This window comes from Paracoccus sp. (in: a-proteobacteria) (genome assembly GCF_047605025.1).
In the GTDB taxonomy this organism is placed as follows: domain Bacteria; phylum Pseudomonadota; class Alphaproteobacteria; order Rhodobacterales; family Rhodobacteraceae; genus Paracoccus.
The window spans coordinates 292,648-314,943 of sequence record NZ_JASGGO010000001.1 but is presented as its reverse complement, the minus strand read 5'-3'; the positions used below and the strand labels follow the sequence as shown (position 1 = coordinate 314,943).

19 protein-coding genes are annotated in these 22,296 nt (G+C 65.4%); 7 read left to right on the top strand and 12 right to left on the bottom strand.

Annotation, left to right across the window (positions count from 1 at the left end):
• Window positions 1-21: 21 nt before the first annotated feature.
• The 3 genes from QM682_RS01495 to QM682_RS01485 all read right to left on the bottom strand — a co-directional run bounded on the left by QM682_RS01495 (window position 22) and on the right by QM682_RS01485 (window position 4,153).
• Window positions 22-1,428: a circularly permuted type 2 ATP-grasp protein gene (locus QM682_RS01495; protein ID WP_415126370.1), complete on the bottom strand. Its 1,407-nt coding sequence runs from the start codon at window positions 1,426-1,428 to the stop codon at window positions 22-24.
• 454 nt (window positions 1,429-1,882) lie between these two features.
• Entirely contained in the window at window positions 1,883-3,853 is a 1,971-nt protein-coding gene (locus tag QM682_RS01490) for a M10 family metallopeptidase (protein ID WP_415126368.1), read from the bottom strand.
• A gap of 21 nt (window positions 3,854-3,874) precedes the next feature.
• Window positions 3,875-4,153 carry a hypothetical protein gene (locus QM682_RS01485; protein ID WP_415126366.1) on the bottom strand — a complete coding sequence of 93 codons (279 nt, stop codon included), beginning with the start codon at window positions 4,151-4,153 and terminating at the stop codon, window positions 3,875-3,877.
• A 329-nt stretch (window positions 4,154-4,482) separates the two neighbouring features.
• Between QM682_RS01485 and QM682_RS01480 the strand changes: the two genes are divergently transcribed.
• Both QM682_RS01480 and QM682_RS01475 read left to right on the top strand, forming a co-directional pair.
• The gene (locus tag QM682_RS01480; protein ID WP_415126364.1) at window positions 4,483-4,827 is read left to right on the top strand and encodes an STAS domain-containing protein; all 345 of its coding nucleotides are present in this window, start codon (window positions 4,483-4,485) and stop codon (window positions 4,825-4,827) included.
• Window positions 4,824-5,429, top strand: coding sequence for an ATP-binding protein (locus QM682_RS01475; protein WP_415126362.1), 606 nt, complete (start codon window positions 4,824-4,826; stop codon window positions 5,427-5,429). The genes QM682_RS01480 and QM682_RS01475 overlap by 4 nt, the downstream gene beginning before the upstream one ends.
• Here the strand turns inward: QM682_RS01475 and hspQ are convergent.
• From hspQ to QM682_RS01450, 5 genes are all read right to left on the bottom strand, one after another.
• Window positions 5,426-5,758, bottom strand: coding sequence for a heat shock protein HspQ (gene hspQ, locus QM682_RS01470; RefSeq protein WP_415126360.1), 333 nt, complete (start codon window positions 5,756-5,758; stop codon window positions 5,426-5,428). The two genes, QM682_RS01475 and hspQ, sit on opposite strands and share 4 nt — an antisense overlap.
• Window positions 5,759-5,875: 117 nt before the next feature.
• Complete coding sequence (locus QM682_RS01465) at window positions 5,876-6,331, bottom strand: CreA family protein (RefSeq protein ID WP_415126358.1); 456 nt, start codon at window positions 6,329-6,331, stop codon at window positions 5,876-5,878.
• Window positions 6,332-8,158: 1,827 nt separating this feature from the next.
• Entirely contained in the window at window positions 8,159-8,905 is a 747-nt protein-coding gene (locus tag QM682_RS01460) for a metallophosphoesterase (RefSeq protein ID WP_415126356.1), read from the bottom strand.
• 57 nt (window positions 8,906-8,962) lie between these two features.
• Complete coding sequence (serA, locus tag QM682_RS01455) at window positions 8,963-10,552, bottom strand: phosphoglycerate dehydrogenase (protein WP_415126354.1); 1,590 nt, start codon at window positions 10,550-10,552, stop codon at window positions 8,963-8,965.
• A gap of 115 nt (window positions 10,553-10,667) precedes the next feature.
• Window positions 10,668-11,822 carry a phosphoserine transaminase gene (locus tag QM682_RS01450; protein WP_415126352.1) on the bottom strand — a complete coding sequence of 385 codons (1,155 nt, stop codon included), beginning with the start codon at window positions 11,820-11,822 and terminating at the stop codon, window positions 10,668-10,670.
• A gap of 164 nt (window positions 11,823-11,986) precedes the next feature.
• Between QM682_RS01450 and serB the strand changes: the two genes are divergently transcribed.
• Both serB and QM682_RS01440 read left to right on the top strand, forming a co-directional pair.
• Window positions 11,987-12,862, top strand: a complete 876-nt coding sequence (serB, locus tag QM682_RS01445) for a phosphoserine phosphatase SerB (protein WP_415126350.1) — start codon at window positions 11,987-11,989, stop codon at window positions 12,860-12,862.
• A 108-nt stretch (window positions 12,863-12,970) separates the two neighbouring features.
• Window positions 12,971-13,666 carry a CDP-alcohol phosphatidyltransferase family protein gene (locus QM682_RS01440; RefSeq protein WP_415126348.1) on the top strand — a complete coding sequence of 232 codons (696 nt, stop codon included), beginning with the start codon at window positions 12,971-12,973 and terminating at the stop codon, window positions 13,664-13,666.
• Here the strand turns inward: QM682_RS01440 and QM682_RS01435 are convergent.
• From QM682_RS01435 to QM682_RS01420, 4 genes are all read right to left on the bottom strand, one after another.
• The gene (locus QM682_RS01435; RefSeq protein WP_415126346.1) at window positions 13,663-14,619 is read right to left on the bottom strand and encodes a lytic transglycosylase domain-containing protein; all 957 of its coding nucleotides are present in this window, start codon (window positions 14,617-14,619) and stop codon (window positions 13,663-13,665) included. The two genes, QM682_RS01440 and QM682_RS01435, sit on opposite strands and share 4 nt — an antisense overlap.
• A gap of 130 nt (window positions 14,620-14,749) precedes the next feature.
• Window positions 14,750-15,307: a hypothetical protein gene (locus tag QM682_RS01430; RefSeq protein ID WP_415126344.1), complete on the bottom strand. Its 558-nt coding sequence runs from the start codon at window positions 15,305-15,307 to the stop codon at window positions 14,750-14,752.
• A gap of 105 nt (window positions 15,308-15,412) precedes the next feature.
• Window positions 15,413-16,147 carry a L,D-transpeptidase gene (locus QM682_RS01425; RefSeq protein WP_415126342.1) on the bottom strand — a complete coding sequence of 245 codons (735 nt, stop codon included), beginning with the start codon at window positions 16,145-16,147 and terminating at the stop codon, window positions 15,413-15,415.
• 533 nt (window positions 16,148-16,680) lie between these two features.
• Entirely contained in the window at window positions 16,681-17,982 is a 1,302-nt protein-coding gene (locus QM682_RS01420) for a D-amino acid dehydrogenase (protein ID WP_415126340.1), read from the bottom strand.
• A 261-nt stretch (window positions 17,983-18,243) separates the two neighbouring features.
• On the opposite strand from QM682_RS01420, the gene QM682_RS01415 reads away from it, so the two are divergent.
• The 3 genes from QM682_RS01415 to QM682_RS01405 all read left to right on the top strand — a co-directional run bounded on the left by QM682_RS01415 (window position 18,244) and on the right by QM682_RS01405 (window position 22,233).
• Complete coding sequence (locus QM682_RS01415; RefSeq protein ID WP_415126338.1) at window positions 18,244-19,881, top strand: MFS transporter; 1,638 nt, start codon at window positions 18,244-18,246, stop codon at window positions 19,879-19,881.
• A 133-nt stretch (window positions 19,882-20,014) separates the two neighbouring features.
• Window positions 20,015-20,761, top strand: a complete 747-nt coding sequence (locus QM682_RS01410) for an ABC transporter permease subunit (protein ID WP_415126336.1) — start codon at window positions 20,015-20,017, stop codon at window positions 20,759-20,761.
• Window positions 20,758-22,233, top strand: coding sequence for an ATP-binding cassette domain-containing protein (locus QM682_RS01405; protein ID WP_415126334.1), 1,476 nt, complete (start codon window positions 20,758-20,760; stop codon window positions 22,231-22,233). Before QM682_RS01410 ends, QM682_RS01405 begins: the two co-directional genes overlap by 4 nt.
• The last annotated feature ends 63 nt before the right edge of the window (window positions 22,234-22,296 follow it).

Here is a 22,296-nt window from a genome sequence, read left to right as displayed (position 1 = left end):
ACTATCCTTTTTCCGCTGATCTTATTCCGCAAGCACCCAGGTGTCCTTGACCCCGCCGCCCTGCGACGAGTTCACCACCAGCGAGCCCTCGCGCAGTGCCACGCGGGTCAGGCCACCCGGCACCAGTTCTACCCGGTCGCCGCACAGGCAGAAAGGCCGCAGATCCACATGGCGCGGCGCGATCCCCTCTTCGACGAAGGTGGGGCTGGTCGAAAGCGCCAGCGTCGGCTGGGCGATATAGTTGCCTGGGTTTGCCTTGATCAACTCGGCGAAGGTGGCGATTTCCTCCTTGGTGGATTTAGGGCCGATCAGCATGCCGTAGCCGCCCGAGCCGTGAACCTCCTTCACCACCAGATCCTTGAGGTTCGCCATGACATATCTGTAATCCTCGTCCTTCCAGAGCGTCCAGGTCTGCACGTTCTGCAAAAGCGGCTCCTCGCCCAGATAGAAGCGGATCATCTCGGGGACGAAGGTATAGACGGCCTTGTCGTCGGCCACGCCCGCGCCCGGCGCCGAGGCGATCGAAACCCCGCCCGAGCGATAGACATCCATCAGCCCCGGCACGCCCAGCATGGAATCCTTGCGGAAACACAGAGGGTCAAGGAAGGGATCGTCAAGCCGGCGATAGATCACATCAACCTTTTTCGGTCCCTCGGTCGTGCGCATATAGACAAAACCGCCATCGACGAAAAGATCGCTGCCCTCGACCAGTTCGACGCCCATCAGGTTCGCCAGGAAGCTGTGCTCGTAGTAGGCGCTGTTGAAATGCCCCGGCGTCAGGACCACCACGGTGGGCGTGCCCTCGCATTTCGCCGGCGCGACCGAGGCCAGGGTGCGGCGCAGCAGCTCGGGATACTGGTCCACCGGCTCGATCCGGTTGTTGCGGAACAGGCCGGGAAACATGCGCATCATGATCTCGCGGTTCTCCAGCATGTAGCTGACCCCCGAGGGCGTGCGGCAGTTATCCTCAAGAACAAAGAACTCGTCCCGGCCGGTGCGCACGATATCGATGCCGACGATATGCGAGAACACCCCGCGCGGCGGCACGAAGCCCACCACGGATTTCTCGAAAGCCTCGTTCTGATAGACAAGGCGGGCCGGGATGCGTCCGGCGCGGATAATCTCGCCCCGCGAATAGACATCGCGCAGGAAGGCGTTCAAGGCGCGGGCGCGCTGCTTGATGCCACGCTCCATCTTGCGCCATTCGCTTTGCTGGAACACCCGCGGCATCATGTCGAAGGGGATCAGCCGATCAGGATCGCCACCCTCGCCATAGACCGCGAAGGTGATGCCGATGCGCCGGAACAGGGCCTCGGCCTCGGCCTGCTTCATCTGCCGGATCTCGGCGGGCATCGTCTCGACCCAATCGGAAAGCATCGCATAGGGCGCTCTGACCTGCCCGCTTTCCATCATTTCATTGTAATACATCGTAACCCCGGATTCCCCTCGCCGCTGCCCATGTCTTCGCAATCCAAGAGCAAGTGTCCACAGTGCCAACAGAAGAGCAACAGCAGAAGATCCCAACTGTCAGCGACTTGAGCATTTTTTGCGCAATTAACAGGCATAGCGGCCGGACACGCCCGACGGACGCGACCCCCGCCGCATCCGCCCCGGCCAATGGTCGGGCACCCGCCAGCAGCCAAGAATTTGCCAGGCTTGGTCGGTCGAAAGCCGTTCAGCAGGTCGAACGCGATATTGTCTCCGATGCCCGATGGACCTGGCACTGAGGCAGCCATCATCCAGCCTGCCCCCGGAGCCTGTGATCGCGACACGCGCTGAATGACCCAAAGGCGCCGGATTTCGGGCAAGGCCCGCAGCGATGCGAACGGGCACCCGGCCTTGCCCAGCACGAAGCCGGAGCCTTGGGAAAAGAGACACGCAACTAGATGATGACCAGATCGTCCTGCAAGGCGCGGATATTCGTCACGCCCTCGATCACCAGGACATGACCATGGCCGAAAGCGATGACCACATCGCCATCGACCACGCGCGCGACCTGCAACACCTGCGCCACCGTCCGCGCGCCGCCGCCCCAAAGCGCGTCGTCCAGCATGATCGTGTCGATTTCATTGGTGAAATCCGTGATCACATCGCGGCCGCGCTGGAAGAGGAACGTATCCGCGCCCGCGCCGCCAGTCAGGGTGTCGCTTCCCGCGCCCCCGATCAGCATGTCGCGGCCGGCACCGCCATTCAGCCGGTCGTCGCCCGCAAGCCCGCGCAGCGTGTTTTCGCGGTCATTCCCGGTGATGACATTGGCCAGGCCATTGCCGGTGCCATCCTGCTTCCCGGTCGAGGTCAAGCGCAGGTCCTCGACATTGGCGGCCAGCGTGGCATTGCCCTCGCGCGCCCAGACGGCATCCCGGCCGCCCGCCGCGATCTCGATGATGGTATCGCTGTCGTCGCTGATATAAAGATCGTCGCCCCAGCCGCCCACCAGCGTGTCCGCGCCCGCGCCGCCGTTCAGCGTATCCCTGCCCGCGCCGCCCGCCAGAACGTCATTGCCCACCATGCCCAGGATGCGGTCATCGCCCAGCATGCCCCAGATCCGGTTATCGAAGCGGTTGCCCCCCAGCATGTCGTTGCCCGAGCCGGCGACCAGCGCCTCGATCACCGTGCCGGGCATGATGCCGATATTGCCCTTCAGCCCATAGGCGTCCGAAATCCCGCCCTGGGTCAGCGTGACGCGTTGATCCAGGGTATCGCCCGACAGGTCCAGCCGGTCATAGCCGCCGCCATCCACGATGGTAAAGGCAATCCGATCGCGCGCCCCGCTTTCCAGCAGGTCCGAGATGCGGCCGTAATTACCGCCAAGATTGCTGTGTTCGCCGTAGATACTGCTTCCAAGGCGCAACTGCGCCGGGCCGTACAGCACCCGCATCGCCGCGATATCCGCCATCATCGGAGAGACGATATAGGCAAAGCTCGCATCTATGAAGGTGTTTTCATCTTGGTTGAAATAGGACATGACCGAGGCTTGCCAACTGTCATTCGCATATTGATTGTCCTTTCCATAGATTCCTGTCCCGTTGTAGTTCCCGGCATGGCCCAGTCCCAGGGCATGGCCCAGCTCGTGAATATAGGTCTGGAACGAATAGGAATCGAACGTGACACCGTATTGAGACAACCAGTCCAGCCCGATGTTCACATAGGATTCAACTATATCATTGCCGAATATATTTGAATAGGAATAGGCGCCGTAATCAGAATCGTCCATGTGGATATGGATCGGTTGCCCCGCCTGCGGCCGGGTGTTGAAGCGGATGCCGGTAATGTCCGTCCACGCCTCCAGCGCGGCCAGCGCCAGGCGCTTGCCCGCCGCCGTCAGCGCCGAGATATCGACGTTCAACACCTCGCCCGACGCCACATCGAAGGCGCGCCGGGACTGACCCCAGGCATGCCAGAAGCCATCCGTCAATTGCCAGGCGATCTGCTGGTTGGTAAAAACCGGCATGGCCGTGACCTTCAAAGCATAGGCGCCCGATCCGCCTGCATAAGCCGATGCGCCCAGATAATAGGTCTGCCCCTGGGAAACATTCAGGGTAACCTGGGAATTAAGCCCCTCACCACTGTCATCGTCGCTTGCGATCAGATTTCCGCTTGCATCGTAAACCCCAAGAAAAGGGTCTGACACGCCGCTGGAACCCCGACTGTCCAGGGAAATGACATAAACCCCAGGCGTCAGGCGCAGCTTGACCCAATCCGCGTCCCCGGACCCGTTGACCGAACCCTGATAAATATCACCCGAGCGCATGAAGTATGGCGTCGAGATATTGGCCGGCGCGTCCGTCGTTTCGGTGCGAACAGCAGATTGCGGCTTGCCGCGCGATACGTCGTCAAAAGATTGAGCCAACATGGAAATCTGTCCTTATAAAAATCAGTCCGTCCGAATTCCGGCACGCCTCAGCAGCACCGAAACGAATTTCCCGACCGCCGCAGGCGGCAGCCGGTCACGATCCTGCAACGAGATCTGGCCCTCCTCCAATACACGAAAGCCGCCCTTTTCGCGCGCGGCGAGCCGAGCTTTGAGCAGATTCGGCCGGGACTGAACCACACTCAGCCTCAGAGGCACCGAATCACCGTCCACGACCTGGAAACCCCGCGCCTCAAGCGCATCGCGCAGCAACCCGCACATTTCCTGGGAATCGCCCTGCATGCCGCGGCATTCCAGGCCGATCCCACCCGCCCTCACCGCTCCACCGGCCAATCCAAGCCAAAGCCCGGCGCAGATCATGACGACGAAAGGAACCCTGCGCATACCAGAACCGCGACACCCTACCCGGACAGGCTACGCCTCTTGCCGGAAGCGATCAATCGCGACCCGAGCGAAGCCGGATGTTTCGCGGGGGCGGGGGCGGGAATTTGTGGAAAAGCTTACCTATTTTCCGCTCACCCTCGCGGGCCGATCCGAGGCAATCTTAGGAAAGACGCAACCTTATGGATGCTAGACCTGCCCTCCACAGATCCAGTTTCAGGGAATGATCGATGCAACTGACATTGCTGCCCGCCGACAATGGCATCTGCATCCGGGTCGAGGAACGGCGACTGGACGCAGCCATCGCGACCGCCTTCAAGGACCGGGTGCGCAGCCTGGCGGCGCATGCCGGCGCGCAGGTAAGGCTCGACCTCAGCAGCGTGGAGTTCATGGACAGTTCCGGGCTGGGCGCGATCATCGCCATCTACAAATCCATCTCTCCGGGACGCTGCTTCGAACTGGTCGGTCTGACCCCCAATGTCGAGCGGGTGTTCCACCTGACCCGCATGGACACGGTATTGACCATCCTGCCTGCCGCCGCTCCGGCCTTGCAGCAGGAAGGATCGGCGGGATGATACTGCAAGCCGAAGCGCCCCGCGGCAAGCTGCGCTGCCCGCCCAGTCGCCAGCCGATGTTTCATCGGATCTTTCGCGCCGATCCCCTGACCGTGCGCGATGCCCTGACCTTCCTGCGCCAGCGTTTCGCCGGCACCGCCGGGGAAGAGGTGATCGCGCGGGTGGAACTTGCGCTGGCCGAGGTGCTCAACAATATCTGCGAACATGGCAGTCGGCCCTCCGTCGCGCGTCCGACGGATCACCTGCAATCCCCGCTGATCCATCTTTGCGTGATCCGCCACGTCGGCGGCATCGCCTGCGCCATCACCGACGATGGCAAGCCGTTGCCGACCGAATGCCTGGATCGCCGCAGCCTGCCCTATATTTCCGCCGAAGGCGACGATGACGCGGTGCTTTCTCTGCCCGAGGGAGGGTTCGGCTGGTATCTGATCCAGGATCTTACGGCCTCGCTCAGCTATTTCCGCGAGGGGCGGCGCAACTTCCTGGCCTTCATCGTCCCGATCGATTCGCCGGAAGCAAGCGCGGCGGCGGCGCGCTTGACCCGCCCGATGGCACAGGCCGGCGCGCGACCCAATAACCCAGCCCAGGACCAACCGCCTTAATTCAGGCCGAATTGCAGGGGATAGCGGCCATCCTGGAACTCGCCGAACATCTCGTCCACCTCGGGATGCTCCAATGGCTCGCCCGAGATATCGGGAACCAGGTTCTGTTCCGACACATAGGCGACATAATAGGTCGCCTCGGTTTCAGCATAGAGATGGTAGAATGGCTGATTGCGCGAGGGGCGCGAATCCTCGGGAATGGATTCGTACCACTCCTCGGTATTGGAAAACTCGGGATCGACATCAAAGACCACCCCACGGAACGGATGCTCGCGGTGACGCACGACCTGGCCCAGACTATATTTCGCGGTTTTCGGTGCGATCCGCATATCGATCATCCTGTTTCGCCGCGCTCATATCCCGAAGCGGCTCCGCTGTCCACCACGCCGACCGGAATACCGGGCGCAGAATGGCCCAATGAGCGCCCGCCCGCGCGAAGCAAAGCCTCAGTCCGGCGCCTCGCCCGGCTCCAGCGCCACGGTCGAGATCGCCATCTTGGCCGAGCCTTCGGTGACCTGATTGGCATGCGCCAGATAGATCAGCACCTGGTTTCGCGCGTCATAGATCCGCTTCACCCGCAAGCTCTTGAACACCAGCGATCGCGAGGCGCTGAACACATCCTCGCCCTTCGGCCCCCGCGCGATGTCCCCCAGCCGGATCGGCCCCGTGCGATTGCACTCGATAGCCGAGTTCGAGGGGTCCTCGAACCAGTTGCCCTGCCGCAGTCGGTCCATCACCGAACGCTCGAAATAGGCCAGATGACAGGTCACCCCCTGCACCTTGGGATCCGCCAGCGCCTCGACGATGATGTCGTTGCCAACCCAGTCCACGCCGACCTTGCCGACAGTCTCGGCCATGGCCGGGCTGGCCAGCAGGAAAAGCCCCAGGAATATCGCCCGCATGATGGAACCCCTTTATATTCGCGCAGCATGCCGCGCCCCGGACCCAAGCGCAACATGGCCCCTGGCGCCATGGGCGCGAAGGTATCAAGCCCAATCCCGCCCCTATCTCTCCAGAGACCGCGGCCGTCAAACCCGGCAACTGGTGAATCGAAGCGATCCTCGCCGCGAAGTTCCGGGCATACCATCCCGCGCGGCTGACGAACCGTCACCAGAGGTTGCAATGCCTTCAATGTCCATGTCGTCGCCACGCTAAAATGTCACGCCGCCGGCCATTCAGAAACCACGCCTTGGGGCAGGACGGCCGCGCCAGGCGGTGCGGCGGCTTCGGGCCCTCTTGCAAACCCTCGCACGATCCCGTGGCCGCAAGGTGCTTGCGGCAATGTCCGCGTCAAGCGGCACCAGCGTCAAGCGGCACCAGCGTCAAGCGCAGGATAGCGGGCTGGCCACCAGCGGTTCAAGGGGCAGCCCGAACAGGCTCCGTGGCGCGCTGCAAAGGCATGATCGGCGCGCCCTCCGGCTTCAAAAGGGCATCCTTCAGGATCTGGCGCGGCCTGGCAGCCAGACCTTCCCTTGATGCGGGCGGGCACCTCCTATGATGGCGCGCGGACATCGCGCCTTCCCCACCCGGCTAGCCGACAGGCGGGGCGCCCTCATGTTGGCCATCCGTCCCGCGCCGTGCGCCTCCTAAGCAAGCCGCCGCTACAGGGCCGTTCCAAGCGGCAAGATGCGGTGCCAGCAGCCTGTCGTCGCAAAACCTTGCTGTTGGCGGCTGCGATGGCGACAGGCGAATGCAAATCCAAACGACCAACAAGGCGTAAATCCGCCCACCGGATCGGGTGGAAGTGGCGCGACAGCAGAAGCGATGCCGCTTACGGTCTCGAATTGCATCGAGACTGCTCAATGAGAATGTCACCGTCGAGACCGGGCTTCGCGGCCTCTCGAAACACGACGGGTTCAAGAGGCTGGCGGTATGCCTCATTCACATCTGCCCCCATCCCGGCGCCGCCTGTGTCTAAAGGAGCGCGCGGCCAAGCCACCGAAGGCCGGCCGGCGACACGGATGGAAACACGGACGCAGCGACACGGACACGGCGGCAACCGCATCGGGGGAAGCCAGAACATGCGGATCAGCCACGAGGCCATCTGCCAGCCGCCTGACAATCCACGGGCGCGAAGCGTGGCCCCGCCATCGGCGCAATGGTCGAGCGAAAGATATGCTTGCACTCGTGCCCGTCCGACACGGATGTCCAGGCATGGCGGGGAAACGCGCGTAAAGGACGACCGCCTGGGGCCGGTCACGGCGCCCGGACCGCGCGGGATGCGATCCAAAGCCACATCGTTTCACCGTATCGCACCTTCGCCGCTCCTGTCTTGGGATCACGCCAGCAGGCTGAATACACCAAAGACCTCGGCCGTCTCCGCCGGAAGGCAACTACCGCACCGCCCCCAAAGCCCATTGCCTATGAAGGAAAGCCCCCAAGAAACAAGCTGAACACTTTCAGCGGAAGCCGGAAAACGCCTCGGCGGCGTTGGCCGGATGACCCGAGGATGCGTATCTCACTTTGCGTTCCTGGCGAAATACGCGGCGGCTTTTTCATCATGTCACGCTGGCATACAGACCAGATCCCTGCATCCGTTTCGCCATCGCCAAACGCCACATTCGCGAACCTGCGCTTCCAAGCACAAGGCATGTGCGAGATCCCCCCAGAGACACCCTCGGCGATCCGCATTTGAAAATTCATCTACGCCCTTCATGGCGCGTCCGGAAAGCCTCTTGGTGCTTTCCATCCACAAACATCCCGCACCGCCGCCCGAAAGGATCGGACGGCTAGCCCGCCGCCATCTCATGATGGATCGCGGCCCGCCCCGCCTCGGTCAACTCGGCCAGCTCATCGCCGTCAAAGACCACCACGCTCAACGGCCCACCGTAGGCGGCGCCGGTATCCAATGCCAGACGATTGCCGAAATGGGTCACCCGCTCGACCACGGTATGCCCATGCACGACCAGCACGCCGTGCTGGGTCGTGTCATCCAGAAAGCCCTGCCGGATCCATAGCAAGTCGTCCTCGGCCTGCACCGCCACGTCGATGCCGGGGCGGATGCCCGCATGCACGATCAGCGCCTGGGGAATCCGGTGCAATAGCGGCAGCCCGTCCAGCCAATCCAGATGCGCCTGCGGCACCGCCCGCCGCATATCGGCCAGCACATCCGCATGCGGCCGGCCCGCGACATCGACGCCATAGGATGCAAGCGTCTGCGCCGCCCCCAGACCCGCATGGTCCAGCCAATGCTTGCCCGAGGCCAGGGCGGGATCGCACCAGCCCGGCACAAGCGCGAAACGGACAAGGAACCGATCATGATTGCCCTTGAGCACCGTCCACGGGCGTCCCTCGGACTGGCCCCGCATCAGATAGTCCACCACTCCGCGCGAATCCGGGCCTCGGTCGATCAGGTCGCCGACATGAACCACCCGGCCGCCGCCGCCATGCGCCGCATCGTCGCGCGCGATCCGGTCATGAGCCGCCTTCAGCAGCTCCAGCTGGCCATGGATATCCCCGATCACATAGCTGCGCATCGAAACCTCATGAAAAGACCCCCGGAGCATTGCGCCGGGGGCCCGAAGGCGCAAGGGTCAGACTTCGAAATTGATCGGCCGGACCTGAAGGAACTTGCCCGTGGCGCGCAGGGCCTCGACGACCTCTGCCGGCAGTTCCTCGTCCAGATAAAGAATCGCGATGGCATCATCGCCCGATTTGGTGCGTCCCAGGGTGAAATTGGCGATGTTCACGCCCAGATCGCCCAGGGTCGTCCCCAGCGCGCCGATCACGCCCGGCACGTCCTTGTTGCGGGTATACAGCATGTGCTCGCCGATCTCGGCATCGACATTGATGCCCCGGATCTGGATGAAGCGCGGCTTGCCGTCGCTGAAGACCGTGCCCGCGATCGAACGCTCGCGCTCATCCGAGACCATGGTGACCTTGATATAGCCGTCGAAAACGCCGGTCTTGGCCTGGGTGGTGGTGGCGATCTGCATCCCGCGCTCGGCCGCCATGACCGGGGCCGAGACCATGTTCACATCGGGATTGCCGGCCTTCATCACCCCGGCGATGACGGCGGCGTTCAGCGCCTTCAGGTTCATCGAGGCGACCGAGCCGTCGTAAAGCACGTTGATCGCCTTGATCGGCTCGTCGGTCATCTGGCCGATGAAGGTGCCCAGATGGCCCGCCAGCTTCAGCCACGGCCCCATGGTGGCGGCCTCCTCGGCGGTGACCGAGGGCATGTTCAGCGCGTTCTGCACCGCGCCGGTCAGCAGATAGTCCGACATCTGCTCGGCAACCTGAAGCGCGACATTCTCTTGCGCCTCGGTGGTCGAAGCGCCCAGATGCGGCGTCACCACGACATTGGGCAGGCCGAACAGCGGGCTCTCGGTCGCGGGCTCGGTCGCGAACACGTCCAGGGCGGCGCCCGCGACATGGCCGGATTTCAGCAGTTCGGCCAAAGCCTGCTCGTCGATCAGGCCGCCCCGCGCGGCATTGACGATGCGCACGCCCTTCTTGGTCTTGGCAAGGTTCTCGGCCGAAAGGATGTTCTTCGTCTTTTCGGTCAGCGGCACATGCAGGGTGATGAAATCCGCCTTGGCCAGCAACTCGTCCAGCTCGACCTTCTTCACGCCCAGGTCTTTCGCCCGCTCTTCCGACAGGAAGGGGTCATAGGCCAGGACCTTCATCTTCAGCCCCAGCGCCCGGTCGATGACGATGGACCCGATATTCCCCGCCCCGATGATGCCCAGCGTCTTGTTGAAGACCTCGACGCCCATAAAGCGGTTCTTCTCCCACTTGCCCTCATGGGTCGAGACGCTGGCCTCCGGCAGTTGCCGCGCCACCGCGAACATCAGCGCGATGGCATGTTCGGCCGTGGTCACCGAGTTGCCAAAGGGCGTGTTCATCACGATCACACCTTTCTTCGACGCCGCCGGGATCTCGACATTGTCGACGCCGATGCCGGCGCGGCCGATCACCTTCAGATTGGTCGCCGCCTCCAGCAGCTTCGCCGTCACCTTGGTGGCCGAGCGGATCGCCAAGCCGTCATACTGACCGATCACCTCGGCCAGCTTTTCCTTGTCCTTGCCAAGATTCGGCAGGTAATCCACATCGACGCCGCGATCGCGAAAGATCTGGACGGCGGTTTCCGAAAGCTTGTCCGAAACAAGAACCTTGGGCATCTTCTCTATCCTCTTGGACATGAAGCATCCGCTGGCCGACACGCCACGCGCTCGATGCTTCTTTCTTGCATAAATATCCCGGGGGTCCGGGGGCAGCGCCCCCGGCTCCAAGGGCTCAGGCTTCGACCGCCTGCGCCGCGATCTCGGCGTTGAAGGCATATTCGATCCAGGGCATCAGAGCCGCCACATCCGATGTCTCGACGGTCGAGCCGCACCAGATCCGCAGACCCGCAGGCGCGTCGCGATAGGCGCCGGCGTCCAGCGCCACGCCCTCTTTCTCCAGCCGCTTGGCGACGGCCTTGGCGAAAGCCGCGCCGTCCCTGATGCGCGGATCGGTGAATTTCAGGCAGACCGAGGTGGTCGAGGCCGTGGCCGGATCCTCGGCCAGATTGGCGATCCAGTCCTTGTCCGCGATGAAATCGGCCACCGCCCCGGCATTGGCCTCGGCCCGCGCGATCAGCGCCTCGCGGCCGCCCAGGGATTTCGCCCATTTCAACGCGACCAGATAATCCTCGACGCACAGCATCGAGGGCGTGTTGATCGTCTCGCCCTTGAAGATGCCCTCGATCAGCTTGCCGCCCTTGGTCATGCGGAAGATCTTCGGCAGCGGCCAGGCGGGGGTATGGGTTTCCAGCCGCTCGACCGCGCGGGGCGACAGGATCAGGATGCCATGCGCGCCCTCGCCGCCCAGCACCTTCTGCCAACTGAAGGTCACCACATCCAGCTTGGCCCAGGGCAGGTCCATCGCGAAGGCGGCCGAGGTGGCGTCGCAGATGGTCAGGCCGGCGCGATCGGCCGGGATCCTGTCGCCATTCGGGACGCGCACGCCCGAAGTGGTGCCGTTCCAGGTAAAGACCACGTCCTTGTCGAAATCGACCTCGGCGAAATCCACGATCCGGCCATAGGGCGCCTTGCGCACCACCGCGTCCAGCTTCAACTGCTTGACGACATCGGTGACCCAGCCCTCGCCGAAGCTTTCCCAGGCCAGCATCTCGACCGGGCGGGCGCCCAGCAGCGACCACAGCGCCATCTCGACCGCGCCGGTATCCGAACCGGGAACGATGCCGATGCGGTAATCGGCGGGAACGCCCAGGATCTCGCGGGTCAGGTCGATGGCTTCGGCAAGCTTCGCCTTGCCCACGGCGGCACGATGCGAGCGGCCCAGCGGCGCGTCGGCAAGCATGTCCAGCGAAAAATCGGGGATCTTGGCGCAGGGGCCCGAGGAAAAGCGCGGATTGACCGGGCGCGCGGCCGGAGCAGTCATGCTCATGATGTGTAGCCTTCCAGCTAGATAGCGCCGCGTTGGGGCGGCGTGTCCCGAGGAGGCATCTAAGCCCGCGCGCGGGTTCAGGCAAGCGGAATCTGCAACGCGATTGCCCCCGACCGCCGGATTGGCTAGTGCTGCGCGCAACCAGGAAACGCCGGGGACCGCCCATGCATACCGTGACCATCCTTGCCGCGCCCAGCCGCGCCGATCTCTCCCCCGCGCTGGTGGAAAAGCTGCGCGGCGTCTGGAACGGGGGCCATGCGCTCTGGCTGAACCAGCGCATCGCCGCCGAATTCCCGGTGGCCGGCATTCCCGGCGACTTCTGGCAGGTCTGGGAGGATCTTCAGGCGCAGGGCTTCGACCTCGCGATCCAGCCCACCCCCCAGCGGCGCAAGGCGATACTGCTGGCGGATATGGATTCGACCATGATCCAGCAGGAATGCATCGACGAGCTTGCCGATTTCGCCGGCGTGGGCGAACGTGTCGCGGCCATCACCGCCGCCGCGATGAATGGAGAGTTGAACTTTCACGAGGCATTGATCGCCCGCGTCGGTCTTTTGGCCGGGCTGGCCGAATCCGTGGTCGAACAGGTGCTGGACAGCCGCATCACCCTGGCCCCCGGCGGCCGCCAGCTTGTCGCGACCATGCGCGCACAGGGCGCCTATACGGCGCTGGTCTCGGGCGGGTTCACGGTCTTTACCGGCCCGGTCGCCGCCGCCCTGGGCTTCGACGAACATCGCGCGAACGAGCTGATGGCCGACCAGGGCGTCCTGACCGGGCATGTGGCCCTTCCCATCCTGGGCCGCGAGGCCAAGATCGAGGCGCTTGAGCAGATCGCCGCCGCGCGCGGCCTGACCCCCGCCCAGGCCATCGCCGTGGGCGACGGCGCGAATGATCTGGGGATGCTGCAACGGGCCGGCACCGGCGTCGCGCTGCATGCCAAGCCCGTGGTGGCGGCGCAGGTCGATCTGCGCATCAACCATGGCGACCTGACCGCGCTGCTTTACCTGCAAGGCTACGGCGCCGAAGAATTCGTCGATTAGACCCCCACGCGCGCCCCGCAAGGCGTCCCGTGTCACTTCGGGACCAATCGCGGGCATTCGGCGCGGGCGAACTTGCGATCATCACATTTAGGTGACAGAAGCAAGAACATGACTCCTCGCCTCAAAGCCCTTTCCGTCCATCTTCTGACCGCGACCGGCGCGGTGCTGTCCATGCTGGCGCTGCTGGCGGCGGCGAATGCCGAATGGTCGCGGATGTTCTTCTGGCTGGTCGTCGCCCTGATCGTCGACGGCATCGACGGGCCGCTGGCGCGCCGCTACCAGGTCAAGAAGAACTGGCCGACCTATGACGGCGTGCTGATGGACCTGATCATCGACTATCTGACCTATGTGTTCATACCGGCCTATGCGCTGTTCAAGTCGGGCCTGCTGCCCGGCTGGACCGGCTGGATCGCGATCATCGCGATCACCTATGGCAGCGTGATCTATTTCTCGGACACGCGGATGAAGACCAAGGACAATTCCTTCGCGGGCTTTCCGGCCTGCTGGAACATGCTGGTGCTGGTCCTTTTCGCGTTGAAGCCGAATTTCTGGCTGATCCTCTTCGTCGTGGTGGCGCTGACCTTCACCATGTTCGCCAATGTCAAATTCATCCACCCCGTGCGGACCGAGCGTTGGCGCTGGATTTCGCTGCCGGCCTGCATGGCCTGGGTGATCTTTGCGGTCTGGGCGGTGATGATCGACTTCCACCCCGAAAGCTTTCCGCGCTGGGGACTTCTGATCACCTCGCTCTGGCTGATCTGCGCGGGCTTCGCGCAAGAGCTTTTCCCGCCCCGGCGCCGCTAGTTCTTCAGAACGATGCAGCGCCCGCCGAAGCTGCGCAGGCGGGTGCAGAAGGCGAAAGCCTCATTGCGCGAGGAGTAGCCGATCTGCGCGGTATAGACCTTGCGCGGCCCGCCCGAGACCTTGCGCCGCAGATAGCTGACCCGCTTGCCGCCCAGAATCGGGCGCAGCGCCTTGTTCAACCGCGAAACCTGGTCCGTGACACCCGATTGCGTCTGATGCGTGGCCACGATCACGCCCCAGGGCCAGGCATGTTCAGGGGTCTGGAATTCGCGCAGCTTGCGCCGCCCGGCCAGATCGATGCATGCCGGCAGAAACGGCCGCTCCTTGTCCAGCCGCAGGTCGGGACTGCTGCCCGGCTTCTCGCGCCAGTTCCAGGCGGTCAGGCCGGTGATCGCCTGGACGTAATCCTGCGTCTCCCAAGGCAAAGAGCCCCCCTGCGAGACGAAGCGCGCGGCCCGCCCCTCGCCGCCGTTATAGGCGACGGCGGCCAGGCCCACATTACCGAAGCCGTCGGCCAGGGTCTTCAGGTATCGCGCCGAAACGACAATGGCCTTGGCCGGATTGAAAGGATCGTCCAGCCCCACCAGATCGGCCGTGCCGGGCATGAATTGCGCGATCCCCATGGCGCCGACCGGGCTGATGGCGTTCGGCTCGAACAGGCTTTCCTTCCACAGGAGGCGGGCGAAGAAATGCGGGTCCAAGCCGTTCCACGTCGCCGCCCGCTCGATCGCGTGGCAGACATCGGGGACGTAATTCGCCAGCGAGATGCAGACCCCGCCGTCATCGGTGCAGCGCGATTTGGTCGAGAGCCGGGGGGCGGCCAGCCCATGGATCGCGTCCATCGCCTCATAGGCGGGCGCGGGCAGGGCGACCAGCAGGGCAAGAAAAGCGGGAATCAGGCGGCGCATCGCGGTCTCGGTCAGATCGGGCCATGTCGCGGCCCGCTCCCGCATAGCAAGATCGGATCGCGATGAAAACTACCTTGCCAGAAGGCCGGTCCCCGACATTCCGATTCGAAGGCAGGCAGGCCCTTGGGGACCAGTTCCCCGCAGCGGCATGGGCGGCGCCATGACCCGTGCCGGGTCAGCCCTTTTCGCCCTTGACGCCCGCGCCCCGACCCTTTTCCTTCGCGGGCTTTTCCCGCGCGGCCTTCTCGGCCTTGACGCCGTCCGCGCGCCGGGCGGGCTTCGGCGCCTTTTCCGGCTTCCCGGCCTTGGCGCGGGCCTTCTGGGCCTTGGCGGCCTGGCGGGCGGCGTCCTTGGCCGCCTTGCGCTCGGCCTTCTCGGCCTCTTTCACGCGCTTTTTCTCGGCCTTTTCGGCCTGCTTGCGGGCCTTCTCGTCAGCCTTGGCCTTGCGATGGGCCTTGGCCAGCGATTTCGGCCCCTTGGCCTCGCCCGCCGGCGGCTTTGGGTTCTGAGCGGCACGGCGGCGCTTTTCGGCCCCGGCGCGCCGGATCGCCTGCGCCAGAAACTTTTGCTGAGCCGGGTCCTCGGTCGCGGCCTTGCGCTCGCGCAGGTCGCGCAGCAGCGCGTTCAGCCCCGAATGGTCCAAACCTTGCAGGGCCTCGGGCCGGGTATTGTCCTGGATCATCCCCGCCGCCGGGATCTCGGGCGTGGCGGTGTTCGGATCAGTCGGGGCCATGTCAATCCTTTGGGCTTTCCTCCGCAAAGCGAATCCTGCCATGCCGGATCGCCACCCACCAGATGGAATTCGCCCCGAACCCAAGGACCAGGGCGAGAAAACCCGTCAGGGGTTGCTGGCCAGCGTCGGACCCGAGGGCACCAGATAGCCGTCCGGCATCTGGGTCAGCGGGCCTTCCATCTGGATGCTCTCGGCCTGGGTGCGCACCTTGACGCTGGTGCCGGTCGGCACCTGTTCGAACAGGTCCATGATGTCCTGATTGAACATGCGGATACAGCCGGCCGAGGTGGCCTTGCCGATCGAGGACGGATCCATCGTGCCGTGGATGCGATACATCGTATCCCGGCCACCCTTGTAGAGATACAGCGCGCGCGACCCCAGCGGATTGTCCACCCCGCCGCCCAGGCCGTTCTTCAGCGGGCCGTAAAGCTCGGGCTGGGTGCGGACCATGTTCGCGGTGGGCGTCCAGCTTGGCCAAGCCTGCTTGCGGTTGATCGTGGCCGTCCCCTGGAAGTTCTTGCCCGCCTGGCCCACGGCCACGCCATAGCGCGTCGCCTCGCCCGGCGCGGTGATGTAATAAAGAAACCGCGCATAGGGATCGACGACGATGGTGCCCGGCGCTTCCGGGCCGTTATAGGCCACATGCTGGCGGGTATTACGCTCATTCAGATAGGCTTGGCGGACGGCGTGGATCTCGATCGGCTCGCCATTGGGGCCGGAATCGGTGCGCGCGCCATAGATCCCTGTTCCGACCGAGGGCGCGGACGGAGTTTCGGGCGGCGTCGGCGCGCAGGCGGCAAGCCCCAGGCCCATCACCAGCATCAGCGAAGCAATTCGCATCTGTTCATCCCTTCGATAGACGGTCCCGCGCGGCATTCGCGCGGCCGTGGCAGCAGTTCGGTTCGTCCTGTCGCGGCAAGGCCGAGCAGAGGCCGCCGCGATGTCGATGGATCCAAAGGCCCCCGAGAACAGGCAGCGTCAAGGACAACCCGCCCGCCGCGCGGAATTCGCCACGGGACTGTTGCGGAATGATCCTGAACCGGCCCCGCCCCCGCCGCCGCGATGAAAACCCAGTGAGGCGCGGAAATCCGGGACCCTTCGCCAAGTCCGGCTGTCGAACCGGCCGCAAATCCCGCCCGCCATGGCCGTGGTCACAGGCGTCCTGCTCCCTAAGGTTGGTCTGGCGCCCGCCCGCCTCTCGGCTCGGCCTTTCGCACCACCATCGGCGCGGCGATCCTGCCGCCGACCCAACGCGCCTAAAAGCGCCCGCCCCCTTCGCTGCCTTCAAAGGGAGTCACCGATTTTTCGGTCCCGGCAGATTTTCCCACCCCGCCAAGCCGAGCGCCGAATCGGGCGCCGGATCGGCCTCGGGGTCAGGCACGAACGGGCCGCATCGCGCTTTGCGCCGCCTTGGCCGCGCCTTTCATATAGCGCGCATAGCCCAGATCCACGGTCTCGATATCGGGCGCGCGCCCCGAGATCAGATCCGCCAGCACCCGGCCCGAACCCGCGGACATGGTCCAGCCCAGCGTGCCGTGGCCGGTGTTCAGGAACAGGTTCGGAATCGGCGTCGCGCCGATGATGGGCGTGCCATCCGGCGTCATCGGGCGCAGCCCGGCCCAGAACCGCGCCTTGTCCGGGTTGCCCCCGCCGACGAACATCTCGCCGACCGATTTCGCCAGGGTGGCGTGGCGGCGCGGGTTCAGGCTCAGGTCATAGCCAGCGATCTCGGCCAGCCCGCCGACGCGGATGCGGTTGCCCAGACGCGTGATCGCGATCTTGTAGGTTTCATCCATCACGGTCGAGACCGGGGCACGGCTTTCATCCTCGATCTCGATGGTCAGCGAATAGCCCTTAAGCGGATAGATCGGCAGCCTCAGCCCCAAGGGACGGGCCAATTGCGGCGAATGCGGCCCCAGCGCCAGCACATAGCGGTCGGCGACAAGGCGTCCCTGATCGGTTTCGACGCCCGAGACGCGGCCGCCCTCGGCCTCGATCCCCTTTATGTTGACGCCCCAACGGAATTGGACGCCCAGCGCCTCGGCCATCTCGGTCAGGCGGTTGGTGAACTTGAAGCAATCGCCGGTCTCGTCGCCGGGCAGGCGCAGGCCGCCGACGATGCGACCCGCCGCACCCGCCAGACCCGGCTCGGCGGCGATGCAGCCCGCGCGATCCAGCACCTCGAAGGGGACGCCATCGGCACGCAGCACCTCGATATCCTTGCCCGCGCCGTCCAACTGCTCTTGCTTGCGAAAGACCTGCAAGGTGCCCTGGGTGCGCTGGTCGTATTCGATGCCGGTCTCGTCGCGCAGAAGGGCCAGGCAGTCGCGGCTGTATTCGGCGATGCGGACCATGCGGCTTTTGTTCACCGCATAGGCGGCATGGGTGCAGTTGCGCAGCATCTGCGCCATCCAGCCCAGGCGGTGCATGTCCAGGCGCGGCTGGATCACCAGCGGGGCGTGGCGCTGGAACATCCATTTCAGCGCCTTGAGCGGAATGCCCGGCGCCGCCCAGGGCGAGGAATAGCCCGGCGAAATCTCGCCCGCATTGGCAAAGCTCGTCTCAAGCGCGGGGCCGGGCTGGCGGTCGACCACGGTGACCTCATGGCCCGCCTTGGCCAGATACCAGGCCGAAGTCACGCCGACGACACCCGCCCCCAGAACAACGATCTTCATCTCCGCGCCCCTTTCAGAAAAGATTGTTCGAAGAATAGCCGGAACGGCGGAAATGAAATCCCGATCTTCGGCGATTTCCACCAGCATATCTCAAGATCCTCCGAATCCTGGGCGGCTATGTGGGACAATCTTCGATCATTTATTGAATGCACGAAATATATACCGCCACGCGCGGGAATCGGGCAACGGATGGTTGCCCCCGCCGACGCGCCTGATAAGGTTGGCACGCAGCCCCGGTCAAAGATCGTTCGAAAAAGATCCATGCCTGCCACGACGCCACGCAAAAGCGCCTTTGCCCCCTTTCGCCATGGCGATTTCCGCCTGCTCTGGTCGGCCACGCTGATCTCGAATTTCGGCGGCCTGGTCCAATCGGTGGGCGCAGCCTGGATGATGACGCAGCTGACCGATTCGGCCACGCTGATCGCGCTGGTCCAGGCATCGAACACGCTGCCGATCATGCTTTTCGCGCTGATCTCGGGGGCGCTTGCGGATAACTTCGACCGCCGCACGCTGCTCTTGGGGGCGCAGGTTTTCATGGCGGCGGTTTCGGTCCTTTTGGCGGTGCTGACCTGGCAGGGCTGGATGACGCCGGCGATCCTTCTGGTCCTGACCTTCCTGATCGGGGTGGGTCAGGCGGTCTACAACCCGCCCTGGCAGGCCAGCATGGGGGATCTTGTCCCGCGCGAGGATCTGCCCGCCGCCGTCACTCTGAACTCGGTCGGCTTCAACCTGATGCGCAGCGTGGGGCCTGCGGCGGGCGGGATCGTCACCGCTGTCTTCGGCGCCGCCGCGGCCTTCGCGGTCAATGCGTTAAGTTATGCGCCGCTGCTGGGCGCCCTGCTGCGCTGGCACCCAAGGACCCCGGCCCGGCTGACCACGCGCGAGCCTTTCGTCTCGGCCGTGGGCGCAGGCCTGCGCTATGTCGCGCTGTCGCCGAACCTGATGCGGGTGTTGGCGCGCGGCGCGCTGTTCGGCTTCGCCGCCATCTCTATCCTGGCCCTGCTGCCCCTGGTCGCGAAAAGCCACCCCGAGGGCGGGTCGCTGCTTTTCGGGCTGCTTCTGGGCTGCTACGGGCTGGGCGCGATCTCGGGGGCGGTGGTCAATCCCCGCATCCGCGAGCGGTTCAGCAACGAACGCATCGTGCGCCTGGCCTTCCTGGGCTTCGCGCTGGCCGCGCTGATCCTGGCCTTCACGGATCGGGTCTGGCTGCATGCGCTGGCCATGCTGCCCGCCGGGGCAAGCTGGGTGCTGGCGCTGTCGCTGTTCAACGTCTCGGTCCAGCTTTCGACGCCGCGCTGGGTGGTGGCGCGGGCCTTGGCGCTGTATCAGACCGCGACCTTCGGGGGCATGGCGATCGGAAGCTGGATCTGGGGCTCGATCGCCTCGGATTACGGCATCGACACGGCGCTGGCCTGCGCCGCCCTGCCGTTGGTCCTGGGAGCGGTGCTGGGCCATTGGTTCCGTATCCCCGAATTCGGCACGCTGGACCTGGACCCCATCAACAGCTTCCGCGAGCCGCAGTTGAAGCTGGACCTGCGCGGGCGCTCGGGACCGATCATGGTGATCATCGACTACAGGATCGACCAGCAGGACGTGCCTGAATTCCTGCGCCTGATGGCGCGGCGGCGCGACGTGCGGCGGCGCGACGGCGCACGCAACTGGGCTTTGCTGCGCGATGTCGAACACCCCGAATCCTGGTCCGAGAGCTATCACATCGCCACATGGGACGAATATGTCCGCCACAACCTGCGCCGCACCAAGGCTGATTTCGAGAATTACGAGGCTCTGCACCGCATGCACCGGGGCAGCGCGCCGCCCCAGGTCCATCGCCTGATCGAGCGTCATACCGTCGATGCCAGCGACGACCTGCCCCTGATCGGCAAGCTGGAGCTGCCCTGACGCCGCCGATCCGGCGTTTTGGGCAGGTTTACCTTGGGTCACGCGGCGATTAGCGTCGCGTCATGCACCAAGAACCGCCCCCATCCCCAAGCCGTTCCGATCCTGCCCCGGCCCGCACCGGACCGGGCCAAGGATGAGGGGCGCGGCGATCATCGGCGCGATGCTTGTCGCACCGGCGCTGCTGGCCGCCGCGACAAGCCTGGTCTGGATGCCTGATGACCCGACTGCCCTGACGCCGACCCCGCCGCCCGAGCCACCCTTGGCCGCGCATTGGCTGGGCACCGACATGCCGGGCAGGGACATGGCGGCGCTGGCGATGCTGGGCGCCCGCCTCTCGGTCGCGGTGGCGTTGGCGGCGGCGGCGCTTGGCCTGGGCCTGGGCGTGCCGCTGGGGCTGGCGCGCCGCCCGGTGCGGCTGCTGGCCCTGCTTCTTCCGGTCCTGGCACTGATCCTGGGCATCGGGACGCTGGGGCGTTCGGGGCTGCACGCCGCGCTGGCCATCGCTTTCCTTGACGCTTCGGTCGCCGCCTGGGTCACGCGGCGGGCGGCAAGGCCGATCTGGCGGCGGGACCATATCCGCGCCGCCGAACTGGCGGGAAAAAGCCGCGGCCGCATCGCACTGGAACATGTATTGCCCCATATCGCCCGCCGGCTGGCCGTCCTGGCCCCGCTGCTTTTCGGCTTCGGCATCCTGGCCGAGGCCGCCCTGTCCCGCGCGGGGCTGGGCGTGCAGCCGCCCTCCCAAAGCTGGGGCCTGATGCTGGCCCAGGACGGGGCCCAGGGCGGGGCTTTCGTGCCGGGCCTGGCCATCCTGCTGACCGGGCTGGGCGCCGCCCTGCTGGGACTGGGACTGCGTGACCGCCCAGAGGCAGGGCCATGACCCCCGCGCCCAAGACGCCCCTTCTGCAACTGCGCCGGCTGGGGGTCCAGTTCAAGGGCGCAAGGCTCTTGCAGGATGTCAGCCTTGATCTTCATCCGGGCGGGATCACCGCGCTGATCGGCGAAAACGGCGCGGGCAAGTCGCTGGCGGCGCGGGCGCTGCTGGGGCGCCTGCCCCCCGGAATGACCACCGAGGGCGAGGCCGTGATGCAGGACTGCAACCTGCTGGCCCTGGATCCGCGCGCACGGCATCGGCTGTTGGGTCGCGACATCGCGATGATCCCGCCCGATCCGCGGGCCGGGCTGGACCCGATGCGGCCCATCGGCCAGGCGATGGCACGCGCCCGGCTGGACCCGGCCGGGCCAGACGCATGGGATCTTCCTTCGGCGCTTTATCCGCATCAGATCTCGGACAGCCAATGCCAGCGGCTGGCGCTTACGCTGGCGCTGGCGCGGCGCCCCCGCCTGCTGATCGCGGACGATCTTGACTCACTGGCCCAAGGCGCGATCCTGGCCTTGCTGAGGCAGGCGGCGCAACAGCAAGGCATGGCGGTGCTGCTGATCACCCATGACCTGTCGGCGGTGCGGGAACTGGCGGACCAGGTGGCGGTGATGCAGCGCGGCCGCATAATCGAGGCGGCCTGCCCTTCGGACCTGTTCTCGGGCCGCGCCCATCCGTCCACGCGCGAATTCCTGGCCGTTCCCCCGCCGCCACGCCTTCTGCTGCGCGCTCCGACGCCGCGACGGGCGCTACTGGAGGCGCGCGGCGTGACGCGCGACCATCCCCTGCCCCGTGCCACGCCGGATGGAAAGCCCGGCACGCTGCGGATGCTGGACCAAGCCAGCCTGATCCTGCGCGAAGGCGAATCACTGGGACTGGCGGGGGCTCCGGCCAGCGGCAAGTCCACGCTGATCCGCGCGCTTCTGGGACTGGAGCCGATCCAGGGTGGCCGGATCCTGCTGGACGGCCAACCAGTAATCGCGGGCCGCGTGCCAAAGCCGCTCCGTGCCCAAATGCAGGCGGTGTTCCAGACCCCCTCCACCAGCCTGAACCCCCGCTGGACGGTCGAGCGGCTGGTCGCCGAGCCGTTCCACCTGACCGGCCGGCCGCCCGACTGGCGCGAGCGCGTGGCGGAAACGCTTTACGATGTCGGCATCTCGGGCGACGCGATGCGGCGGCGGGTGCGGGAATTCCCGGACGGGCAGCGCCGGCGCATCGCCCTGGCCAGGGCGCTGGTCCTGCGCCCCAGTCTGATCCTTCTGGACGAGGCGCTGGCCGGACTGGACCCGCAGGCACGGGCACAGATGCTGGATCTGCTGGCGCGCCTGCGCCGCAGGCACGGCTTGGCATGTCTTTTCACCAGCCATGATCCGGCGCCGCTGCATCAGATCTGCGACCGCGTGCTGGTCCTGCGCCAGGGCAGGATCTCCGACCCGGAGCCCTTCCTTGCAAGCCGATTCGTCTTGCGCTGAACTTTCAGGCATAGCCTCGCCCCGTCTGCTCACATCTAAGTCATCGGCCTTGTGAAAGGCGGG